Genomic DNA, 17,401 nt, shown 5'->3' with positions numbered 1-17,401 from the left:
AGGGCGGGGCAGGGGTGCGGGGTCATGTGAGCCCGGAGTAGGAGTGGAGGCCCTGGAAGAACATGTTCACGATCGTGAAGTTGAACAGCACCGCGACGAACCCGATGATGGACAGCCAGGCGGAGCGGGTGCCGCGCCAGCCGCGGGTCGCGCGGGCGTGGATGTAGCCGGCGTAGAGCACCCAGATCACGAACGTCCACACCTCCTTGACATCGAAGCCCCAGTAGCGACCCCAGGAGTCGTTGGCCCAGATCGCGCCGGCGATCAGGGTGAACGTCCAGAACACGAACCCCACGATCGCGAACCGGTACGCGAGGGACTCGAGCACGTCGGCGGCGGGCAGAGTGCGCAGAAACCCAAGACCGTCGGCGCGGGCAGTGTCCGAGGATGCTCGGGTGCGGCGCTCCCGGCGGGCCTGCAGGAGCTGGGTGATGGAGATGCCGCAGGCGATCGCGAACAGGGCGGTGGCCAGGGACGCGACGAAGACGTGGATGACCAGCCACACGCTCTTGAGCGGATCCATCAGCGGAACGACCTCGACGTAGAACGAGACCGTCGCGCCACCCAGCAGCAGCACCACCATGCCGATCAGGAACGCACCGAGGAAGCGGAGGTCGTAGCGGCGCAGCACCAGCAGGTAGACGGCCACGATCAAGACCGTGCCGGTCAGCGCGAACTCGTACATGTTCGCCCACGGCACCCGCTCCGCGGCGATGCCGCGCAGGATGGTGCCGGCCAGGTGGAACAGGAACGCGAGGACCGTCAGCGACGTCCCGATCCGCGCCCACAGCAGCCGTTGACGCTGCGCGGGCGGCGTGCGAACACTGTCCACCGACCCACTCTGGGCGTTGTCCGTCTGCTGGCCCGCCCGTGCGGTAGCGCCGGCCAGGACCGGCTCCCGCTGCGGGACGCTGGCGGGGACGGAGCGCCCGGCCAGGTCGATGGTGTACGCGATGAACGCGAGCAGGTAGGTGGCGATCGCCGTCCACACCAGCAGCAGTGAGATGCCGTCGAGGGAGAGCGCGTCGGTTCCGGTCATGGCAGGGTCGTCCTCTTCGTCGTTGCGGTCAGGGGGTGCCCGCGAGCGGGGTGGCGCGGTAGATCCGTGCACATCGGTCAGCCCGCGTTCGCTTCCAGCCAGGCCAGCGAGTCCACGGCGGTTCCGTCGAGGTAGACCTCGAAGTGCAGATGGTTCGCGGTGGAGCGTCCCGTGCTGCCGACGAGTCCGACCAGCTGCCCGGCCGTGACGGTCTGCCCGGCGGCGACCTGCCGGCTTCCGGTCTGCATGTGCGGGTACACCGTGCTCACCTGTTGCCCGTTCAGCACGGACTCCACCACCACGGTCACCCCGTATCCGCCGTAGCTGTCCTGCGAGATCCGCACGACGCCGTCGACGGACGCGTAGACGGGGGTTCCGCCGGCAGCGACCATGTCGGTGCCCATATGCGCGCCGCCTCGAGCACCGAAGCGGTCGGTCACGGTGAACGGACCGCCCACCGGCCACCGCACGGCTCCACTGCCTTGGGGCACGATGCTGTAGTCGAAGGGCACCGAGGCGACTTGTGCGGAGGCGCGGGCACGTTCTGCGGCTGCTTCTGCCGCCTTCTTCTGGTCGATCTCCGCCTGGGTGGTGGCCGAGTAGCTCTCCCGTGTGAGCTGCGTCCCAGTCGCGTCGGAGGCGACGATCAAGGATTGCGCGTCCTCGGACGCGACTTGCTGCAGTGTCGGGATCTCGAGGTCCGCCGGCTGCCAGGCGGCATACGCGGGGAGGGCGAAGGTGGCGATCAGGCCGGTGACCACCGTCAGGACCGCCAGGGAGCGCACTGGGCGCAGCGCGATTACCCGACCACGGGCGGACGTTTCTGCGGGCGGGCGCCGTGGGGGGCGGGTGGTGATGCTGGTGACTGGCGGGGTTGCGGCGCGGCGGAGGCTGCGGCGCGTGGGGGGCGTCTGGGGCTGGTCGCCGCCGCCGGGTGGGGTGGTCTGGTCAGTCATGATGTCCTGGTTCGTTTCGGATCAGATGGACACGCCGCGGTCGGCGAGGAAGGGGATGGGGTTGACCGGGGAGCCGTTCACGTAGGCCTCGAAGTGCAGGTTGCAGCCGAACGCGTTGCCGGTGTTGCCTTCGCTGCCGATCAGGTCGCCGGCGTTCACGCGTTGGCCGTATCCGACGTAGAAGCCGCCGGGGCGGATGTGGGCGTATCCGGTGCCGATCCCGCCGCCGTGGTCGATCTTGATGTAGTTGCCGTAGCCGCCGTTGTACCCGGCGTAGACGATGGTGCCGGCCGCGGCGGCGTAGATCCCCGCGCCGCATCCGCCGCTGAGGTCGACGCCGTAGTGGTAGCTGGTCGAGCAGTACCCGTTGCCACACTGGGAGCTGCGCGGCCCGAACCCCGAGGTGCGGTGCCCGGAGGTCGGCCGTGCCCACCCGGAGCTGACCACACCCCCACCAGCACCTCCCGAGGCGGCGAGCCGTTCCGCTTCGGCGCGCTCCGCCGCTCGCCGCTGCTCCTCGGCGATGCGGGCAGCCTCCACCCCGGCCTGATAGTCGGCGATGGTCTTCGCGGTGGTGTCCTCGAGGGCGGCGAGCTGGGCCTGCAGCTCGCCGAGGTGGAGGGTCTGCGCGTCCAGCGCGGCCTGCGCAGCATCGGCGGCCTGCTGCGACTCGAGCATCTTCTGCTCGGCGACCTGCTGCAGCCGGTCGCGCTCATCCCGGGCCACCACCGCCTGATCGGTCAGGCTCTGCGCGGCATCGCGGGCGGTGAGCGCCGCAGCGTAGACGGCCTGGTTGCGTTCCAGCAGCTTGTCCATCACGCCCAGCCGGGACAGGAGATCGTCCGCGGTCGCGGCCGACCCGGAGAGGAACAGCTCGAGGGAGGTGGTGTCGCCCCCGTCGCGGTACAGCTGCGCGGCGATGCGGCCGGCCTTGTTCGCCGCGTCGGTCGCGTTCTGCGCTTCCAGGTCGGCTTGGGACTGCAACGTGTCGGCGCGGATGGATGCGTCGAAGTACTCCTGCTGGGCGGTGTAGAACGCGCCGGCGGCCTGCTCGGCGGCGGTGCGGGTGCGCGCCACCTCGCCGGTCAGGCTTTGGATGAGGCCCTGGATCCGCTGCACCTCGGCAGCTTTGGTGGCCTCGTTCGCTTTCGCGGCCTGCACGTCCTCCCAGGACGGATAGGTCGCCGCGAACGCTGCCGGCAACAGCGGGCCGGCGACCAGGACGGCTGCCGCGCTCAATGTTCCCGCCGTCAGCAGAGTGCGCCGGCTCACCCCGGCCCGGAATGCGCGGCTCTCCGCGGGCGTGGGCGCGCACCCACACTCCTCCGCCGTCAGGTCACCAGGAAGGGTGAGATCGCTGCCCGTCGCCAGCGTTCGCAGCGACCAGGCCAGTCGACCTCCGGCAGGCCTCATCCGTGGCGTGTTCATGGGTGCCTCCCCGGATCAGTCGAACGATCTGCGGCGGCCGCACGCGTGCGGGCACGGTGGGAGAACCCCGCCGCGGTGAGAGCGCCGGCGGCAGCGAGGACGATGAGAGCGGTGAGCCAGGGACCGAGGATCACCGCCGGGGTGAGTCCGGTGCGCAGCGGGACGGTGGTGATCGACGCGTCAACGGTGTCGACGCCGATGCTGTCGACGGTGGTGCCGTCCGGGGTGATGACCTGGCTGGTGCCCACCGTGGAGACGTTGACGACCGCGCGGCCGGTTTCGATGGCGCGCATCCGGGCGAACGCGAGCTGCTGCAGGTTCTCGTCGGTGCCGCGGAAGTCGGCGTTGTTGGTCTGGAACACGAACACCTCTGCGCCGGCGCGGGCACCGTCCCAGATCACGGCGTCGTAGATCACGTCGAAGCAGATCGCCAACCCCACCCCGACGTCGCCGACCTGCACGAGCGGCGGGCTGCTGCCGGGGGTGTATTCGCGTTGGATCAAGCCCACCAGGTCGGGGACGATCAGCTCGTAGAACCACCGGTCCGGCACGTACTCGCCGAACGGGACCGGGTTGACCTTGTCGTGCCACTGCCGGCCCGTGGGATCCGCGGTCCACAGCAGGGACGTGTTGAAGACATCGTCGCCGCGGGTGGTGGCGGCGTTCATCAGCAACGGCGCCCCGGCCGAGCGCACGACCCGGTCCAACGCCTCGGCGGCGGCGGGATCACTGAGCGGGTCGGCGTCGACGCCGCCCTCCGGCCAGGCCAGCAGATCCATCGGCTGCCCGTACAGCGGCACCGTGGCGGCGGTCTGCGCGGCCAGGACGTCGCCGGGCACCTTGTCGTCGAAGTACCCGGTGGGGCCGTTGCCCTGCACCCATCCCACGCGGAACTCCCCGGCCGGCGCGGTGGGGAACTGCGGCGCTATCACCAGGAGAGCGGCGACGCTCACAGCAGGGTGCAACCCGAGCATGAAGCGGATGCCGCCGGCGCGGATCCACTGCACCACAGAGGCGCACAGAATGACGATCAGCAGGGACAGGCCGGTCACGCTCGTCCACGACACGGCCTCCGCGAGCGGGCCGCCCACCTGGGTCATCCCGAGGCGCGCCCACGGGAACCCGGAGTACGGCCACGCACCCATCACCACCTCACGGGCCGTCCACAGAACCCCGATCAGCGGCGGTACCGCGAGCAGCTGCACGAGGCCGCGGGCCGGATAGCGGGCGGTCCACCGGTAGGCGAGCGCGATCGGCACCGCGCCCGCGCCGAACAGGACCGCTTCCAGCCCGGCGAGGGCAAGCCACGGCACCGGGCCGAGGAACTCCCCCACCCACACCAGATGGGTCGTGTAGAACACGGCGCCGAACACAGTGCCGACCAGCAGCGCCCCGCCGATGCTGCGGCCGATCAGGGCCACCAGGGCGACCGTGACACTCACGAACGTCAACGGCCACCACCCCACCGGTGCGGAGGCGAGATCCAGCAGCAGGCCGGCGGCCGCGGATGCCAGCACCGCCGCCCACACCGGCAGCGACCATGCCGCCACGGTGCGGCGCGGCGTCTCCTGCTCCGGCGCGGCGGCCGGGGCGGGTGTCGGCAAAGGCGTGCGCATCGGTCAGGTGTCTTTCTGGTGGAGTCGGGTGAGGTAGTCGTTGTACGCGTCGAGCTCAGGGTCGCCGTGTGCGTCGGCGCGACGGTCGGCGGCGACCGCTTGGGCGGTGTCGTCGCGGAACCAGCGGTGCATGACGTAGATGAGCATCAGCAAGGTGGGGGCCTCGCCGTAGGACCAGGCCAGCCCGCCGGCGAGGCGCTGGTCTTCGATCGGGTCGATGCCCAGCGCGCTCGTCGGGCCGGCGAACCCGTCGATGAGGGTAGTGGTGGCCATCATCAGGAAGACGCCGAAGAAGGCGTGCAGGGCGGCCTCGGCGAACACGTCCAGGGCGCGGCCGCCGTGGCTCATCCGCACCGGCAGCGGGTCCGACGACAGGATCGGGATGGTGAACAGCATCCCGGCGACCAGGAACCCGACCTCGAGGAGGGTATGGCCGGTGACGGTGGACAGGATCGGATCGGCGAAGTTCGCCAGGTACAGACCGTAAAACGCGGCCAGGTATAGCGGCACCGCCAGCCACGGGCTGAGCAGCCACCGTGCGGTGCGACTGCGTAGCCCGGCGTGCGCGGCGCGGAGCACCAGGAGACCTGGGCCGTGGTGCGGGGTGGCGCGCAGCAGCAGGGTGCCGGGAGAGCCGAGGACCAGCAGCGGCGGGATCGCCATCATCAGGGTGAGCTGCTGGAACATGAACACCGAGAACAGGGCGTACCCGAAGTTCTCCACCGCCAGGCCGGTGACCGCGGCGAGGGCGACGCAGCCGAGCAGGAAGCTGACCGTCCGCCACACCGGCCAGCCGCGGCCGCGGACCCACATCCGGATCGCACCGGCCAGGTAGGCGACCGCGAGGAGTCCCGCGAGGAGCGGTAGCACCGGAGCCGGAAGCGGGGCCGGGGTGAGGAACCCGCCGAGGGTCGGCGGGGCGTCCGGGATCCACACGGTCGTCACGGTGTGTCCTTCGCAGGCTGGTCTACGCCGAGGGCGTGCGCGTGGCGGGTCGCGAACTCGTCGACGGCGCGCGCCAAAGCGGGGTCTTCGCCGCGGGCCAGTCCCGCGTACTCGACGTGCACACCATCCGGGGTGGTGCGGGCTTTCACCCAGAGCCGGCGGCGGGGCACGAACAGGCCGGCGAACAGGCCGAGGGTGGCGAGCACGGAGAACGCGAGCACCCAGCCGCTGCTGGGGTCGCGTTGGATCTGCAGCGACGCGAACCGCTTCACCGGCTCCTCCGCCGTGACCTCCTCCCAGGTGATCGTGCCCCACCCGTTCGGCAGGTCGACGGTGGCGCCGGGGGTGAGCTCAAGGGAGTCGGCGGCGGTGTCGCCGCCGGTGTGCTGGGTGAGCCCGTCGACCTCGAGCGTGTACACCGACCTCGGAGTGCCGTCGTCGATGCCGAGATCCCCGCTGAACACGTTGAGAGTCAGCACCGGATTGACCACGTCCGGGTAGACGGAGGTGAACGCGCCGGAGGGCAACACCCCCTGGGTGGGGTAGAAGAACCCGACCAGCCCGACCTGTTCGGGCAGCCCGTCCGGGATCTTGATGATGCCCAGCGAGGTCATGTTGGAGTCCTGCGGCAGGAACGGCTGCGACTCGCTGTACACCACCTCGCCGGCGGCGTCGCGGATCGTGAGGGTGGGGGCGTAGCCGTTGCCGAGCAGGTAGATGCGATCGCCGTCGACGGTGATCGGGTAGTTCACGATCACGCTCTGCGCCCGATCGTCCTGCCCGGGTTGGCGGATGGTGATGTCGGCGGAGAAGTCTCCGGCCTGGCCTGCGCCGGGGGTGCCGGGCAGCCGGTAGGAGACCTGGAAGTCGTCGAGGGTGAGCGAGTAGGGGGCAAGGCCCGTGCCGTCGACGAAACGGCCGGGGTTGAACGAGGAGTAGTCGCTGAGCGCGTTCACGAACGTGGTGCCCTCCACCACCACCCGCTGCCCGGTATACGCGAACGACCCGCCGATCGCGACCGAGACCAGCACGCCGACGAGGGCGACGTGGAAGATCAGGTTGCCGGTCTCGCGCAGGTAGCCGCGCTCGGCCGACACCGACGCGGCTCCGCGGGCGTCGTATCGCTCCACCCGGTATCCGGCCTTGCGCAGCTGCTCTGCCGCGACGTCGATCGCGTGCGCGGCCGGGTCGGTCCTCCCTTCCTCTCTCGGCAAGGTCAGTTCCCGGTACTCCGAGAGCCGCGACAGCCGGGCCGGGGTGCGAGGGGGGCGGGAGCGGAGCGCCTTGTAGTGGTGCTTGGCGCGCGGGATCACGCAGCCGATCAGGGAGGTGAACAGCAGCAGATAGATCGCGGAGAACCACGGCGACAGGTACACGTCGAACAGGCCGACCGCATCGGCGAGGGGGAACACGTCAGGGTTGTCCCGCTCCCACTGGATGACACCGTTGGGGTCGGCGCTGCGCTGCGGGAACAGGGACCCGGGGACGGCGGCGATCGCGAGGAACAGCAGCAGGACCAATGCGGTGCGCATGCTGGTCAGCTGCCGCCATGCCCACCGCAACCACCCGGTGATGCCCAGCGCCGGCTGGGTGATCTCCGTCGCGGATTCGCTGTCGGCGTGGTCGCCGGGGCGTAGCGGGTCGGCGGTGACGTCGATGCCGGTGTCAGAGCGGGAGGGGGACATTGATCACCACCTGTTGCAGCTGCGACATCAGTGCCGTCCACAGCCCGGTCACCATCAGCAGGCCGAGGGCGATGAGCATGGCCCCGCCGATGATGTTCAGGGCGCGGATGTGGCGGCGCAGGAACGTCACCGATCGGGACGCCCACCCCCATCCGGCCGCGAGGATCAGGAACGGGATGCCCAGGCCCAGCGAGTACGCGAGCCCGAGCAGGCCCGCGCGGGCGGGGTCACCGAGGTTCCACGACATAGAGATGATCGCTGCGAGCGTCGGGCCGATACAGGGGGTCCAGCCGACGCCGAGCGCGAACCCGAGAAGCGGCGCCCCGATCAGCCCGGTCCTACCCTGGGCGCGAGGGCGGAGGGTGCGCTGGGCAATGCCGAAGAAGCCGAGGAACACCAGGCCGAGGGCGATGATGACGACCCCGAAGACGCGAGTGAGCACATTGGCGTATTGCAGCAGCAGGTACCCGAAGGTGCCGCCGAGGATCGTGACGGCGACGAACACCACGGTGAACCCGGCGATGAACAATGTCACGCCCAGCAGCAGCCGCGCGCGCTCCGCCGTCACCGTGCGCCCCCCGTCCAGCGTGGGGGCCGCGGTCGTCGTGGTGGTGCTGCCGAGGTAGCCGAGGTAGCCAGGCACCAGCGGCAGCACGCACGGGGACACGAACGACACCAGCCCGGCGAGGATCGCGACCGGGATCGCGACCCACAGGGCGCCGTCGACGATCACCGCTCCCGGATTCATGAGGTGTCCTCGGCGAGGGTGTCGGCGACCAGGGTGGACAGGATCGACGCGCTGGCCAACTGCCCGATGATCCGCGCCGCGACCCGCCCCTCCTGGTCGATGACCAAGGTGGTGGGGGTGGCCTGGATCGGAGTGACCTGCGCGAACGCGAGCTTGACCCGTCCGTCGTTCACGTCGATCACGCTCGGGTAGGTGACGTTGTTGTCACGGGCGAACGACAGTGCGGTGGCTGGCTGGTCGTAGGTGTTCACCCCGAGGAACGCGACGCCCTGGTCCTGATACTCCTGCCAGACCTCCTCGAGCATCGGGGCTTCGACGATGCACGGCCCGCACGCGGCGTACCAGAAGTTCACCACCAGCACCCCGCCGCGGTAGTCGTCACTGGACACCGTCTCCCCGGTCTCGGTGACGCCCTCGAACACCACCGGCTCCCCGCGGTCGGCATCCGGGATCTCGACGATCTGGAAGTCACCGGCGATGTAGCCCTTCTCGCTTCCGTCCCGGTACTGCTGCGCGAGCGAGTCGCTGGACGTGCACCCGGCCAGCAGCAGCGCCGCGACCAGCGTCATGGCGGCAAGGACGCGGCGGCGGATCATGCGCGCTTGACCTTGATCAGGGCGCCGGCGACCAGGAACACGACCGCGGCGACCGGCTGCGCCGCAGTCCACACCGGGCCGGTGAACGGGAACGGGAACACCGGGTTCCAAATCACGGCGATCACGACGAACACAGGCAACCACCACCACTGCCGCGCCTGGATCGCGAACCACCCCACGATGACCGCGAAGATCGCGGCGACGAACAGCACAACGGTGAACCAGTCCCCGCCCATCAGTACCGGCGCGAGGAACAACACCGCCGCCGCGAGCAGCCCCGGCGCGAACGCGTTGCGCTGGTATACGGACGAGGTCCGCTGCTTCGCCATCATGACCCGCTCACCACGGAGCCCGTCGCAGGCGCCGCGCTGTCCGCGCTGACGCGGGAGCGGCGGTGTCGGGTCCACAGGCTCAGGCCGAGGACGATGACGCCGGCACCGAGGGCGACGTCGGCGAGGTTGCCGATGAACAGGTTCCCGTAGGCGAGGAAGTCGGTGACGTGCCCGACCCCGAACCCAGGGGGGGAGAACAGCCGGTCGATCAGGTTCCCGATCGCGCCCCCGAGGATCAGGCCGATCCCCATCGCCCACCATCCGGTCCGCGCCCGCGCGGCGGCGACGACCAGCAGCACCACGGCACCGACCCCGAGGAGAGTGAGCAGCCCGGTGACCCCGGCTCCGAGGGAGAGGATCGCGCCGGGGTTGAACGCGAGCTGCAGCCCAAGCAGATCCCCCAGCAGCGGGATCCGCTCCTCCTGACTCAACCCTCCCAGTGCGGCCGCCTTCGTCGCCTGGTCGACCAGGACCACCACAGCGGCGGCCAGGCACGCGACCGCGAACCGCCGGGTCTGCTCACGAACCATCAGCGGCTCCTCCTGCGTTCGCGAGGGCCGCTGATAACCCGGTCATCAGACCGGCTATCAGGAAGAGGTTTTTGGTGTCAGAAGTCGAAGAGGTCACCGAGGAACCCTTCCTTCCGCCGACGCCCGGAGCGACCGTGATGATCCCTGTCGCGGTCAGAACGGTGGTCGCCCTCGCGCGGATAGGGGGCGGTGCTGGTTTGCCGGCCGCCGCCGGCAAGGTCGGCGGCGCGGTCGATGATCTTGTCGAGCTCGCCACGGTCCAGCCAGACGCCCCGGCACTGCGGGCAGTAGTCGATCTCGACCCCGGAGCGTTCCGTGATCAGCAGGGCGGTCCCGTCGACCGGACATTTCATGAGGGGTTCTCCTTCTGTTGCTGGTCGTCGGCGGTTCCACCATCCGCGGCGGCCGCGGCCGCGGCTGCTCGGTCGCGGCGACGACGCTCTCTGGCCACCATGAGCACGACCACCAGCGCGCCGCCCAGCACGATTACGCCACTCAGGACCGCAAGGACGGGGAGGAGTTCCCCACCTCCGGATGGCCCGTTGTGAACCTCTCCGGACGTATTGGCGGCAGATGTGGGAGACGGGTCGGGTGTCTGCTCCTCGGTCGCTTCGGGGGTAGGGGCGCTGGTGGGGACGGTGACCGCTTCGACGGTGTACTGGTACTCGTTGCTGATCGGGTGCCCGTCGCTGGACACGACCCGCCACCGCACCGTGTACACGCCCGCCTGACCAGGCGTCACCGCCTGGGTGACCGTGGTCCCGTCGATGACCGGATCCCCCGATGCGATGTTCTGCCCGTCCGGGGCGACCACCTCAATGATCACGGCGCTGAAATCGGTGAGGATCTCGCCGCTGAACGTCAGCGAAATCTCCTCCGGGACCACGCTGACCGTGGATCCGGCTTCCGGGGAGGAGGAGACGATCTCATCGTGCGCGGCTGCGGGCGCCGCGGTGGCGAACAGGAGCCCGGCGGCCAGCAGCAGCGTCGTCAGAGTGGACAGGAGGAGGATGCGTCTCCGTGAGCCGGATCGGTGCGGGTGTTCGTGGTCGGTGACGGTGGTCAAGGCGGTGGTCCTTTCAGGGCCGGTTGATGATGTGCTGGGCGATCGTCGTCGCGTCTTTCCAGACCCCGGCGAGGGTGTCGGAGCCGCGGCCGCCGTACTGCGGCATCCCCGCCACGAACAGCCCGGGCAGGCCGGTCAGGGTGCGCCGCGGCCGGTCGACGCGGGCCGGTTCCGGGAGCCAGTCGTCGCCAGGGGTGTAGCCGGTGGCGAGGATCACCGAGCGGGGGGATGCCTGCGTGCCATCGGCGAAGGTCACCCCGGCGCCGGCCGCGTCCTGCACCGCAGCTGCGATCGTGACCCCGACGCGGCGCAGCTGCTCATAGCTGTCGCCGAAGATCGGCTCGGGGCGACGCTCCCGCGAGAACAGCGGCACCCTCTCCCCCGCCGCGGCGGGATAGCTCATCGCGGGGCGATGCTGCCGCCGGGTTCGCACGGACAGCGTCACGGTGTGCGACGCGGACAGTTCGCGGGCCAGCTGCACACCGCTGTTCCCGCCGCCCACGATGAGCACGTCGCCGACGGGGATCTGCTTCGGGTACAGGTACTCGCTGCTGTGCAGCACCACCCCGGGCATCGTCAGCAGAGACGCCCACTCCGGAATCCGCGGGTGCGCGGCCGCGCCCGTCGCGCAGATCACGTTGCGGGTCTGCACCTCCCCTGCCGTCGTCGACAGCAGCAGAGTCGAGCCGTTCCCGCGATGCTCCACCCCGGTCGCCTGGATGCCCCAGACCGTCTCCACGCCCAGCCCGGCTTCCACGAAGGTGAGGTAGTCCGCCATCTCGTCCACTCGCGGATGCCGGCGCTGGTCACCCAGCAGCCGCCGCGGAGACAGCGCGCTATGCCGGGCGTCGCTGAGAAGCTCCATCGAATGCCACCGTGAGGACCAGGAACGCTGCCCCGTGCTGGCGGCGTCGATCACCACAAACTCGTGCTGCGGCCGCAGCCCTTCCGCGGCCAGAGCCGCGGCAACCGCGAGCCCAGACTGCCCGGCGCCGACGATGATCGCCCGCCGATGCGTCAAACCCGCCCGCATCACCGGCCACCGTTCACCGCAGCCTGGATGGCGTTCTCGAGGTCGTCCCACTCCTGCAGCTCGAGCAGCTCACCGTCGAGGAAGAACGTCGGCGTGCTGCTCACCCCGAGCGCCTGGCCCTCCTCGAAATCCAGCTCCACCCGCTCCGCCGTAGCCGGGTCCGCCACGGCGGCGTCATAGGCGGCCATGTCCAGACCGATCTCCTCCGCGAAGCCACGGAACAGGTCGGCGCGAGACTCCTGCGCCTCACCCCACTCCGCCTGCGTCTCGAACAACCGGACATACATGTCCTCGAACCGGTCCTGCTGCGCGGCCGCTTCCGCCGCGACCGCCGCGTTCTTCGAATTGAAGTGACCGGGCAGCGGGAAGTAGCGGACCACATACGTGATCTCCCCAGCGAACTGCTCCCGCATATCCTCCACGATCGGGAAGAACGCGCCACACGCCTCGCACTCGAAGTCGAGGAACTCCACCAGGGTGACAGCGCCCTCCCCGCCGTCGTCGAGGACATGCGAGCTCTCCCGCACCACCTGCGGGGATGCGTCACCGCCCCCAGATGAAGGTGGAGCGGACTGGCTCTGATTGACAAGGACATAGATCAACGCGGCGATCACCATCACCACCACAACGGCAATGGTGACGAGCGTCGCCTTCACAGGGGTTTTCATCGGGTACTCCAAACCAAGACACGGCACAGGACAGAACCCGGGCACGCAGCCCGGGACGAAGCGCCACCCGGAAAGGGTGGCGTGCCAAATGTCAGGTTCGGGAAAGACCCAACTGCGTCAACGAAAAGACAATCGGGTGAGCACGGGCAGCCGGCGCCGGAAGCAGCGAAGGCATCCGTGGCCCGTCACCGAGAACCGGAGGCATCCGCCGACGCCACAACCCCCGCAGCACCACCATGAACGTCAGCCCGCACAACACGCCCAACATGCACAGCGCAGCGCCCACCAACGCGTTCGGCCCAGAAACGACGCCACCGGCGACCGCCTCATGCTCGACTGGGGCGTCTGCCACGGGCTCGACGTGGGGGTCCATGAACCCAGAAATCACCAGCGGAACAGGAGTCGAACCGTCCGCCTCTGTGTGACCCGTCGCTGCCAGACCCAACATCAGCAGCAGCGCCAAACCGACGCTGGTAATGAGCCTCATTATCAACAATTGCTCATTCAGCGTCGTGGAGCGCGGAGTCCGGGCCGAAGAGACCATCGCCCACAGCCTACCGTGCGCACCTAAACCCATTCGGAGCCCGGTTCACCCGAGCACGGGAGCGCCGGCAGCGCCGGCCGGGTCCGGCGCGGCTAGCCGGTCAACCAGGACGATGACGACGGCAACGGTGGCGAAGGTGGCTTTGATGGGGGTCTTCACAAGGGCCGGTTCCAAGTCGGGCGGTGTTCTGCCACCGCGGGGCGAGGGGTCGGTGGTCAGGCGTGGGCGGGTTCGGGCTGGCGAGCGGGCACCGTGGCGAGTTGCCGTAGCGCAGCGGGGCGACGGGCGGCGCGGACGCCATTGAGGATGACGACGACCTCGGCGATCTCATGCACCAGCACGACGCCGGCGAGCCCGAGGATGCCGAACAGGGCGAGCGGGAACAGCGCGACGATGATCGCCAGAGCCAGACCGATGTTGGCGGTCATGATGCGTCGGCCGCGGCGGGCGTGGGCGAGGGCGCCGGGGATGAGGCGGAGGTCGTGGCCGATGAAGGCGACGTCGGCGGACTCGATCGCCGCCGCGGAGCCTTTCACACCCATCGCGATCCCGACCGTCGCCGTCGCCAGTGCCGGGGCGTCGTTGATGCCGTCGCCGACCATCGCGGTCGGTTGCTGCGTGACGAGCGCCTCAATCGCGGCGGCCTTGTCGGCGGGCAGCTGCTCGGCGCGAACGTCGGTTACGCCCGCCTCGGCGGCGATGGCGTGGGCGGTGCGGGTGTTGTCGCCGGTGAGCATGATGGTCTCAATGCCCTGCGACTGCAGCATCCGGACCGTCTCGGCCGACTCCGGGCGCAGCTCGTCCCGCACGCCGATCAGGCCGGCGATCTGCCCGTCCGCCTCGACCACGACGACGGTCATGCCCTGCGCGGCAATCGCCTCCGCGTTCAACTGCTGGCCGGCGGGATGGAGCCAGCGGACATTGCCGACCCGGATCGCCCGGCCGTCGACGGTCCCGGTGATGCCATGCCCGGCCTCCTCGACCACCTCCGTTGCGGGGCTGGCGACGGGTGCGGCCGCGATGATGGCCGCGGCGAGGGGGTGGGTGCTGGTGGCCTCCACGGCGGCGGCCCAGGCGAGCAGGTCGTCGCGGGTGATACCGGGTGCGGGCTGGACGTCGACGACGGTGGGCTCGTTGCGGGTGAGGGTGCCGGTCTTGTCGAGGGCGACGGCGCGGATCGTGCCGAGCTGCTCGAACGCTTCACCTGACTTGATGACGACGCCGAACTTTGACGCCGCTCCGATCGCGCTGATCACCGTCACGGGCACCGCGATGGCCAGCGCGCACGGGGATGCCGCAACCAGGACGACGAGGGCGCGTTCGATCCAGGTCCACGGGTCGCCGACCAGCAGCCCGAACAGGGCGACCACGGCAGCGGCGATCAGGACGACGGGAACGAGCGGCTTCGCGATCCGGTCGGCGAGGCGTGCCCGGTTGCCCTTGCGGGCGTGGGCCTGCTCCACGAGGGCGACGATCTGGGTGAGGGAGTTGTCGCGGCCGTCCGCAGTTGCCTCGATCCGCAACGTCGCCGCCCCGTTGACCGAACCGGCGGCGACCGGATCGCCGGGGCCGACCTCGACCGGGATCGACTCGCCCGTGATCGCCGACGTGTCCAGGCTCGACCTACCCTCCACGACCACGCCGTCTGTGGCGATGCGATCGCCGGCACCGATGACGAGGATGTCCAGCTCACGCACGTCCGCGGCGGGGATCGTGACGTCGCTGGTTAGGCGGGAGACGCGGACAGTGTCGGGGATGAGGGACAGAAGGGCGCGCAAGCCTTCCTTGGCGCGGTCCATCGCCCGGTCTTCAAGCGCCTCGGCCAGGGAGAACAGGAACGCCAGGGTCGCGGCCTCGCCAACGTGGCCGAGCAGGACCGCGCCGATCGCGGCGATGGTCATCAGCAGCCCGACCCCGAGGCGACCGCGGATGAGGCGGCGGATCGCGCCGGGGACGAAGGTGTAGGCGCCGGCGAGCAGCGCCGCCCACTGCAGCACCAGCGCCGGGATGTGCAGACCAGTCCACTCGAACGTGTATCCGGCGAGGAGGAACAGCCCGGACAGCGCGGAGGGAAGCAACGCGAAGTCGCGCCACCAGGGCGGGCGGACCTCCGGCTCCTCGTCCGCCTCGGTGGGGGTGGTGGCGAGGTCGGGGCCGCAGCAGGCATCGCCCGCATCGTGCACCGCGCTTGGCGCCGCGGTCTTGGAGGAGGGTTCCGCGGCGCAGCAGGCGTCACCGGTCGAGAGCGGCCGGGACAGTTCGATGCGCCGGACCGTACCGGGCTTGCGCGGCTCGTTGGGGCCGCAACACTCTTCGCTCACTGCACGCTCTCCTTCGTTGCGGGGGCGGGCGTCTGCTCTAGGAACGTGAGCGCGGCCAGTGCGTCATCGGTGCCGGTAACGGAAAGGCGCAGGTCGGGGTGGGTCGTGTCGATCGCCCAAGTCGCGAACGCGCAGCAGGACTGCTCGGTGCGGACCAGCTCCGTCAGCCGGGCGGTCGCGTCGTCGATCTTTGGGTAGTGGACGGTGATCTGGGCGGCCGTCCTGTCGATGTCGAGGAGGTAGTCGTCGTTGAATTCCTGCCACGCGGCTAGCTGTGCAGCACCAGCGCCGGGCGTCAGCGTGCAGGCCACCGGCAGCAGGTCACGGTCGATGAGGCTCATGCGCAGCACTCGCACTGATCGTCCATGCACGGGGCGCCCTCGTCGACGGCGACGACCGCCTCGAGCAGCTGTCGCAACCCCTGGGTCAGATGCGGGTCGGCGATCTCATACCGGGTGCGCCGACCTTCCGGTGTGGCGACGATCAACCCGCAGCCCCGCAGGCACGTCAGATGATTCGAGACGTTCGTGCGGGTCAGCTCGAGATCTCGTGCCAGCTCAGCCGGGTAGCCGGGAGCGTCCAGCAGTGTGAGGAGGATCCGGGAACGGGTCGGGTCGGCCATCGCCCGACCCAGCCGGTTCATCACATCGAGGCGAGAAGTAAGAGTCAGCACAGGCTGACTATACATTCTCCGCTGTACTAATGCGAGGGCGGATGAGTCGCGGTACCCCGGCGACCATGACCACCATTGCGACGAGCTCCACCAAGGTCTGAGTCACTACAACCAACGGCGTCAGAGCGAAAGATGCCGGCAGCGCGAGAGCGAGCGGGAGCACGACCAGCGAGTTGCGGGTGACCCCGCTGAACGTGGCCGCCCGGCGGCTGGGAACATCCAAGCGTGCCGCGCTCCCGAGGAGCGCACCGAGTGGTGCCACGATTAGGACGAACACGACGAACACGGGAACCGCGATTAGCAGCTGGCCGAGAGCGCTGCTCACGCCGAAGACCTGCGAGCCGATCACCACGGCGAGAGTCAGCATCATCAGCGGCACCATTGCCGCCAGCACCACGCCCTCGATCGCGCGGCCGGCACGGAACCGTTTCGCCAGCAGCTGCGTGGCGGCGGCGAGAACGAGCGGCAGCACGATCAACAACAGAAATGCCTCCACGAACGGATGCGGGTCGAACGCACCCACCACCTCGGCGCCGGCCATCAGCCACAGGTACACCGGCAGCAACACGATCTGCAGAAGCATCAGCAGGGGCGTGGCAGCAAGCAGCCGCGCACGTGCACCGCCAGCCAGGCCAGTGAACACAATCACGTAATCCACACACGGCGTCAGCAGCACGAACAACACCCCAACGAGCACCGCCTGATCAGCCGCCACGGCGCGACTCAACCCGAACACGACCACCGGCACGACGACGAAGTTCAGGACGAGCACGACGCCCAGGAACCGCCAATCCGTGAAGGCCCGGCCGATCGCCGTGAACGGCACCCCCAGGAACGTCGCGTACAGCAACAACCCGAGCACGGGATTGATCGCCGACTCGAGCGGATCCGCCACCGCCGGCACGAGTAGACCGACCACCGCACCCACGGCGATCGCTGCGAGGTAGAGCACTACCTGATGCCGCTCCCACCACTCCACAGCTGTGCACACGAGCACAAGCCTGTCGAATGTAGCCGGTTCGCCCCTAATCGAGTGAGCGAGTAACCCTTCACCCCCAGCCAATGGCAGGACTGCTAGGTGCATGCCAACTACCCGCGGAATCTGTCATTTCGGATAGGAACCGACACGGCACTTACACGCATCGTTCTCACCAATCTTTCGGATCCGCCACTTGTCCGCCACTTCATCTAAGAATCCGCCATCTTCGCCGAGAACCTACA

The 17,401-nt window shown here is 69.5% G+C and carries 19 protein-coding genes; all 19 read right to left on the bottom strand.

Annotation, left to right across the window (positions count from 1 at the left end; translation table 11 throughout):
• Positions 1-22: 22 nt before the first annotated feature.
• The 19 genes from ccsB to J0I43_RS14410 all read right to left on the bottom strand — a co-directional run bounded on the left by ccsB (position 23) and on the right by J0I43_RS14410 (position 17,171).
• The gene (ccsB, locus tag J0I43_RS14500; RefSeq protein ID WP_045246027.1) at positions 23-1,039 is read right to left on the bottom strand and encodes a c-type cytochrome biogenesis protein CcsB; all 1,017 of its coding nucleotides are present in this window, start codon (positions 1,037-1,039) and stop codon (positions 23-25) included.
• Between the two features lie 77 nt (positions 1,040-1,116).
• Entirely contained in the window at positions 1,117-1,995 is an 879-nt protein-coding gene (locus J0I43_RS14495; protein ID WP_236966997.1) for a M23 family metallopeptidase, read from the bottom strand.
• A gap of 21 nt (positions 1,996-2,016) precedes the next feature.
• Entirely contained in the window at positions 2,017-3,423 is a 1,407-nt protein-coding gene (locus J0I43_RS14490; protein ID WP_292865368.1) for a M23 family metallopeptidase, read from the bottom strand.
• The gene (gene lnt / locus J0I43_RS14485; protein ID WP_048809231.1) at positions 3,420-5,039 is read right to left on the bottom strand and encodes an apolipoprotein N-acyltransferase; all 1,620 of its coding nucleotides are present in this window, start codon (positions 5,037-5,039) and stop codon (positions 3,420-3,422) included. Before lnt ends, J0I43_RS14490 begins: the two co-directional genes overlap by 4 nt.
• 3 nt (positions 5,040-5,042) lie before the next feature.
• Positions 5,043-5,984 (bottom strand): cytochrome c oxidase assembly protein, encoded by a 942-nt coding sequence (locus J0I43_RS14480; protein ID WP_045246896.1) that lies wholly within the window; start codon positions 5,982-5,984, stop codon positions 5,043-5,045.
• Positions 5,981-7,669, bottom strand: coding sequence for a cytochrome c biogenesis protein ResB (locus J0I43_RS14475; RefSeq protein ID WP_045246897.1), 1,689 nt, complete (start codon positions 7,667-7,669; stop codon positions 5,981-5,983). The genes J0I43_RS14480 and J0I43_RS14475 overlap by 4 nt, the downstream gene beginning before the upstream one ends.
• A complete protein-coding gene (locus J0I43_RS14470; protein ID WP_045246898.1) occupies positions 7,650-8,417 on the bottom strand; it encodes a cytochrome c biogenesis CcdA family protein in 768 nt (255 codons plus the stop codon). Before J0I43_RS14470 ends, J0I43_RS14475 begins: the two co-directional genes overlap by 20 nt.
• Positions 8,414-9,013, bottom strand: a complete 600-nt coding sequence (locus J0I43_RS14465) for a TlpA disulfide reductase family protein (RefSeq protein WP_045246899.1) — start codon at positions 9,011-9,013, stop codon at positions 8,414-8,416. The genes J0I43_RS14470 and J0I43_RS14465 overlap by 4 nt, the downstream gene beginning before the upstream one ends.
• On the bottom strand, positions 9,010-9,345 hold the full coding sequence (locus tag J0I43_RS14460; RefSeq protein ID WP_045246900.1) for a DUF6804 family protein: 336 nt from the start codon (positions 9,343-9,345) through the stop codon (positions 9,010-9,012). The genes J0I43_RS14465 and J0I43_RS14460 overlap by 4 nt, the downstream gene beginning before the upstream one ends.
• Positions 9,342-9,875 carry a signal peptidase II gene (locus J0I43_RS14455; protein ID WP_045246901.1) on the bottom strand — a complete coding sequence of 178 codons (534 nt, stop codon included), beginning with the start codon at positions 9,873-9,875 and terminating at the stop codon, positions 9,342-9,344. Before J0I43_RS14455 ends, J0I43_RS14460 begins: the two co-directional genes overlap by 4 nt.
• Positions 9,876-9,952: 77 nt before the next feature.
• A complete protein-coding gene (locus J0I43_RS14450) occupies positions 9,953-10,228 on the bottom strand; it encodes a zf-TFIIB domain-containing protein (RefSeq protein ID WP_045246902.1) in 276 nt (91 codons plus the stop codon).
• Entirely contained in the window at positions 10,225-10,941 is a 717-nt protein-coding gene (locus J0I43_RS14445; protein ID WP_048809232.1) for a copper resistance CopC family protein, read from the bottom strand. The genes J0I43_RS14450 and J0I43_RS14445 overlap by 4 nt, the downstream gene beginning before the upstream one ends.
• Positions 10,942-10,954: 13 nt before the next feature.
• Positions 10,955-11,974 (bottom strand): NAD(P)-binding domain-containing protein, encoded by a 1,020-nt coding sequence (locus J0I43_RS14440; protein WP_045246903.1) that lies wholly within the window; start codon positions 11,972-11,974, stop codon positions 10,955-10,957.
• Positions 11,974-12,642 carry a thioredoxin domain-containing protein gene (locus J0I43_RS14435; RefSeq protein WP_045246904.1) on the bottom strand — a complete coding sequence of 223 codons (669 nt, stop codon included), beginning with the start codon at positions 12,640-12,642 and terminating at the stop codon, positions 11,974-11,976. Before J0I43_RS14435 ends, J0I43_RS14440 begins: the two co-directional genes overlap by 1 nt.
• A 91-nt stretch (positions 12,643-12,733) precedes the next feature.
• Positions 12,734-13,186 (bottom strand): hypothetical protein, encoded by a 453-nt coding sequence (locus tag J0I43_RS14430; protein WP_045246905.1) that lies wholly within the window; start codon positions 13,184-13,186, stop codon positions 12,734-12,736.
• 215 nt (positions 13,187-13,401) lie between these two features.
• Positions 13,402-15,249 carry a cation-translocating P-type ATPase gene (locus tag J0I43_RS14425; protein WP_231902775.1) on the bottom strand — a complete coding sequence of 616 codons (1,848 nt, stop codon included), beginning with the start codon at positions 15,247-15,249 and terminating at the stop codon, positions 13,402-13,404.
• Positions 15,250-15,503: 254 nt separating this feature from the next.
• Positions 15,504-15,848, bottom strand: coding sequence for a hypothetical protein (locus tag J0I43_RS14420; RefSeq protein WP_048809235.1), 345 nt, complete (start codon positions 15,846-15,848; stop codon positions 15,504-15,506).
• The gene (locus J0I43_RS14415) at positions 15,845-16,180 is read right to left on the bottom strand and encodes a helix-turn-helix transcriptional regulator (protein ID WP_067165134.1); all 336 of its coding nucleotides are present in this window, start codon (positions 16,178-16,180) and stop codon (positions 15,845-15,847) included. The genes J0I43_RS14420 and J0I43_RS14415 overlap by 4 nt, the downstream gene beginning before the upstream one ends.
• Before the next feature lie 7 nt (positions 16,181-16,187).
• Positions 16,188-17,171 (bottom strand): bile acid:sodium symporter, encoded by a 984-nt coding sequence (locus J0I43_RS14410; protein WP_204947467.1) that lies wholly within the window; start codon positions 17,169-17,171, stop codon positions 16,188-16,190.
• Positions 17,172-17,401 lie beyond the last annotated feature (230 nt).

Source organism: Microbacterium sp., from assembly GCF_017305435.1.
Lineage (GTDB): Bacteria > Actinomycetota > Actinomycetes > Actinomycetales > Microbacteriaceae > Microbacterium.
This window is presented reverse-complemented; position numbering and strand designations above follow the sequence as displayed.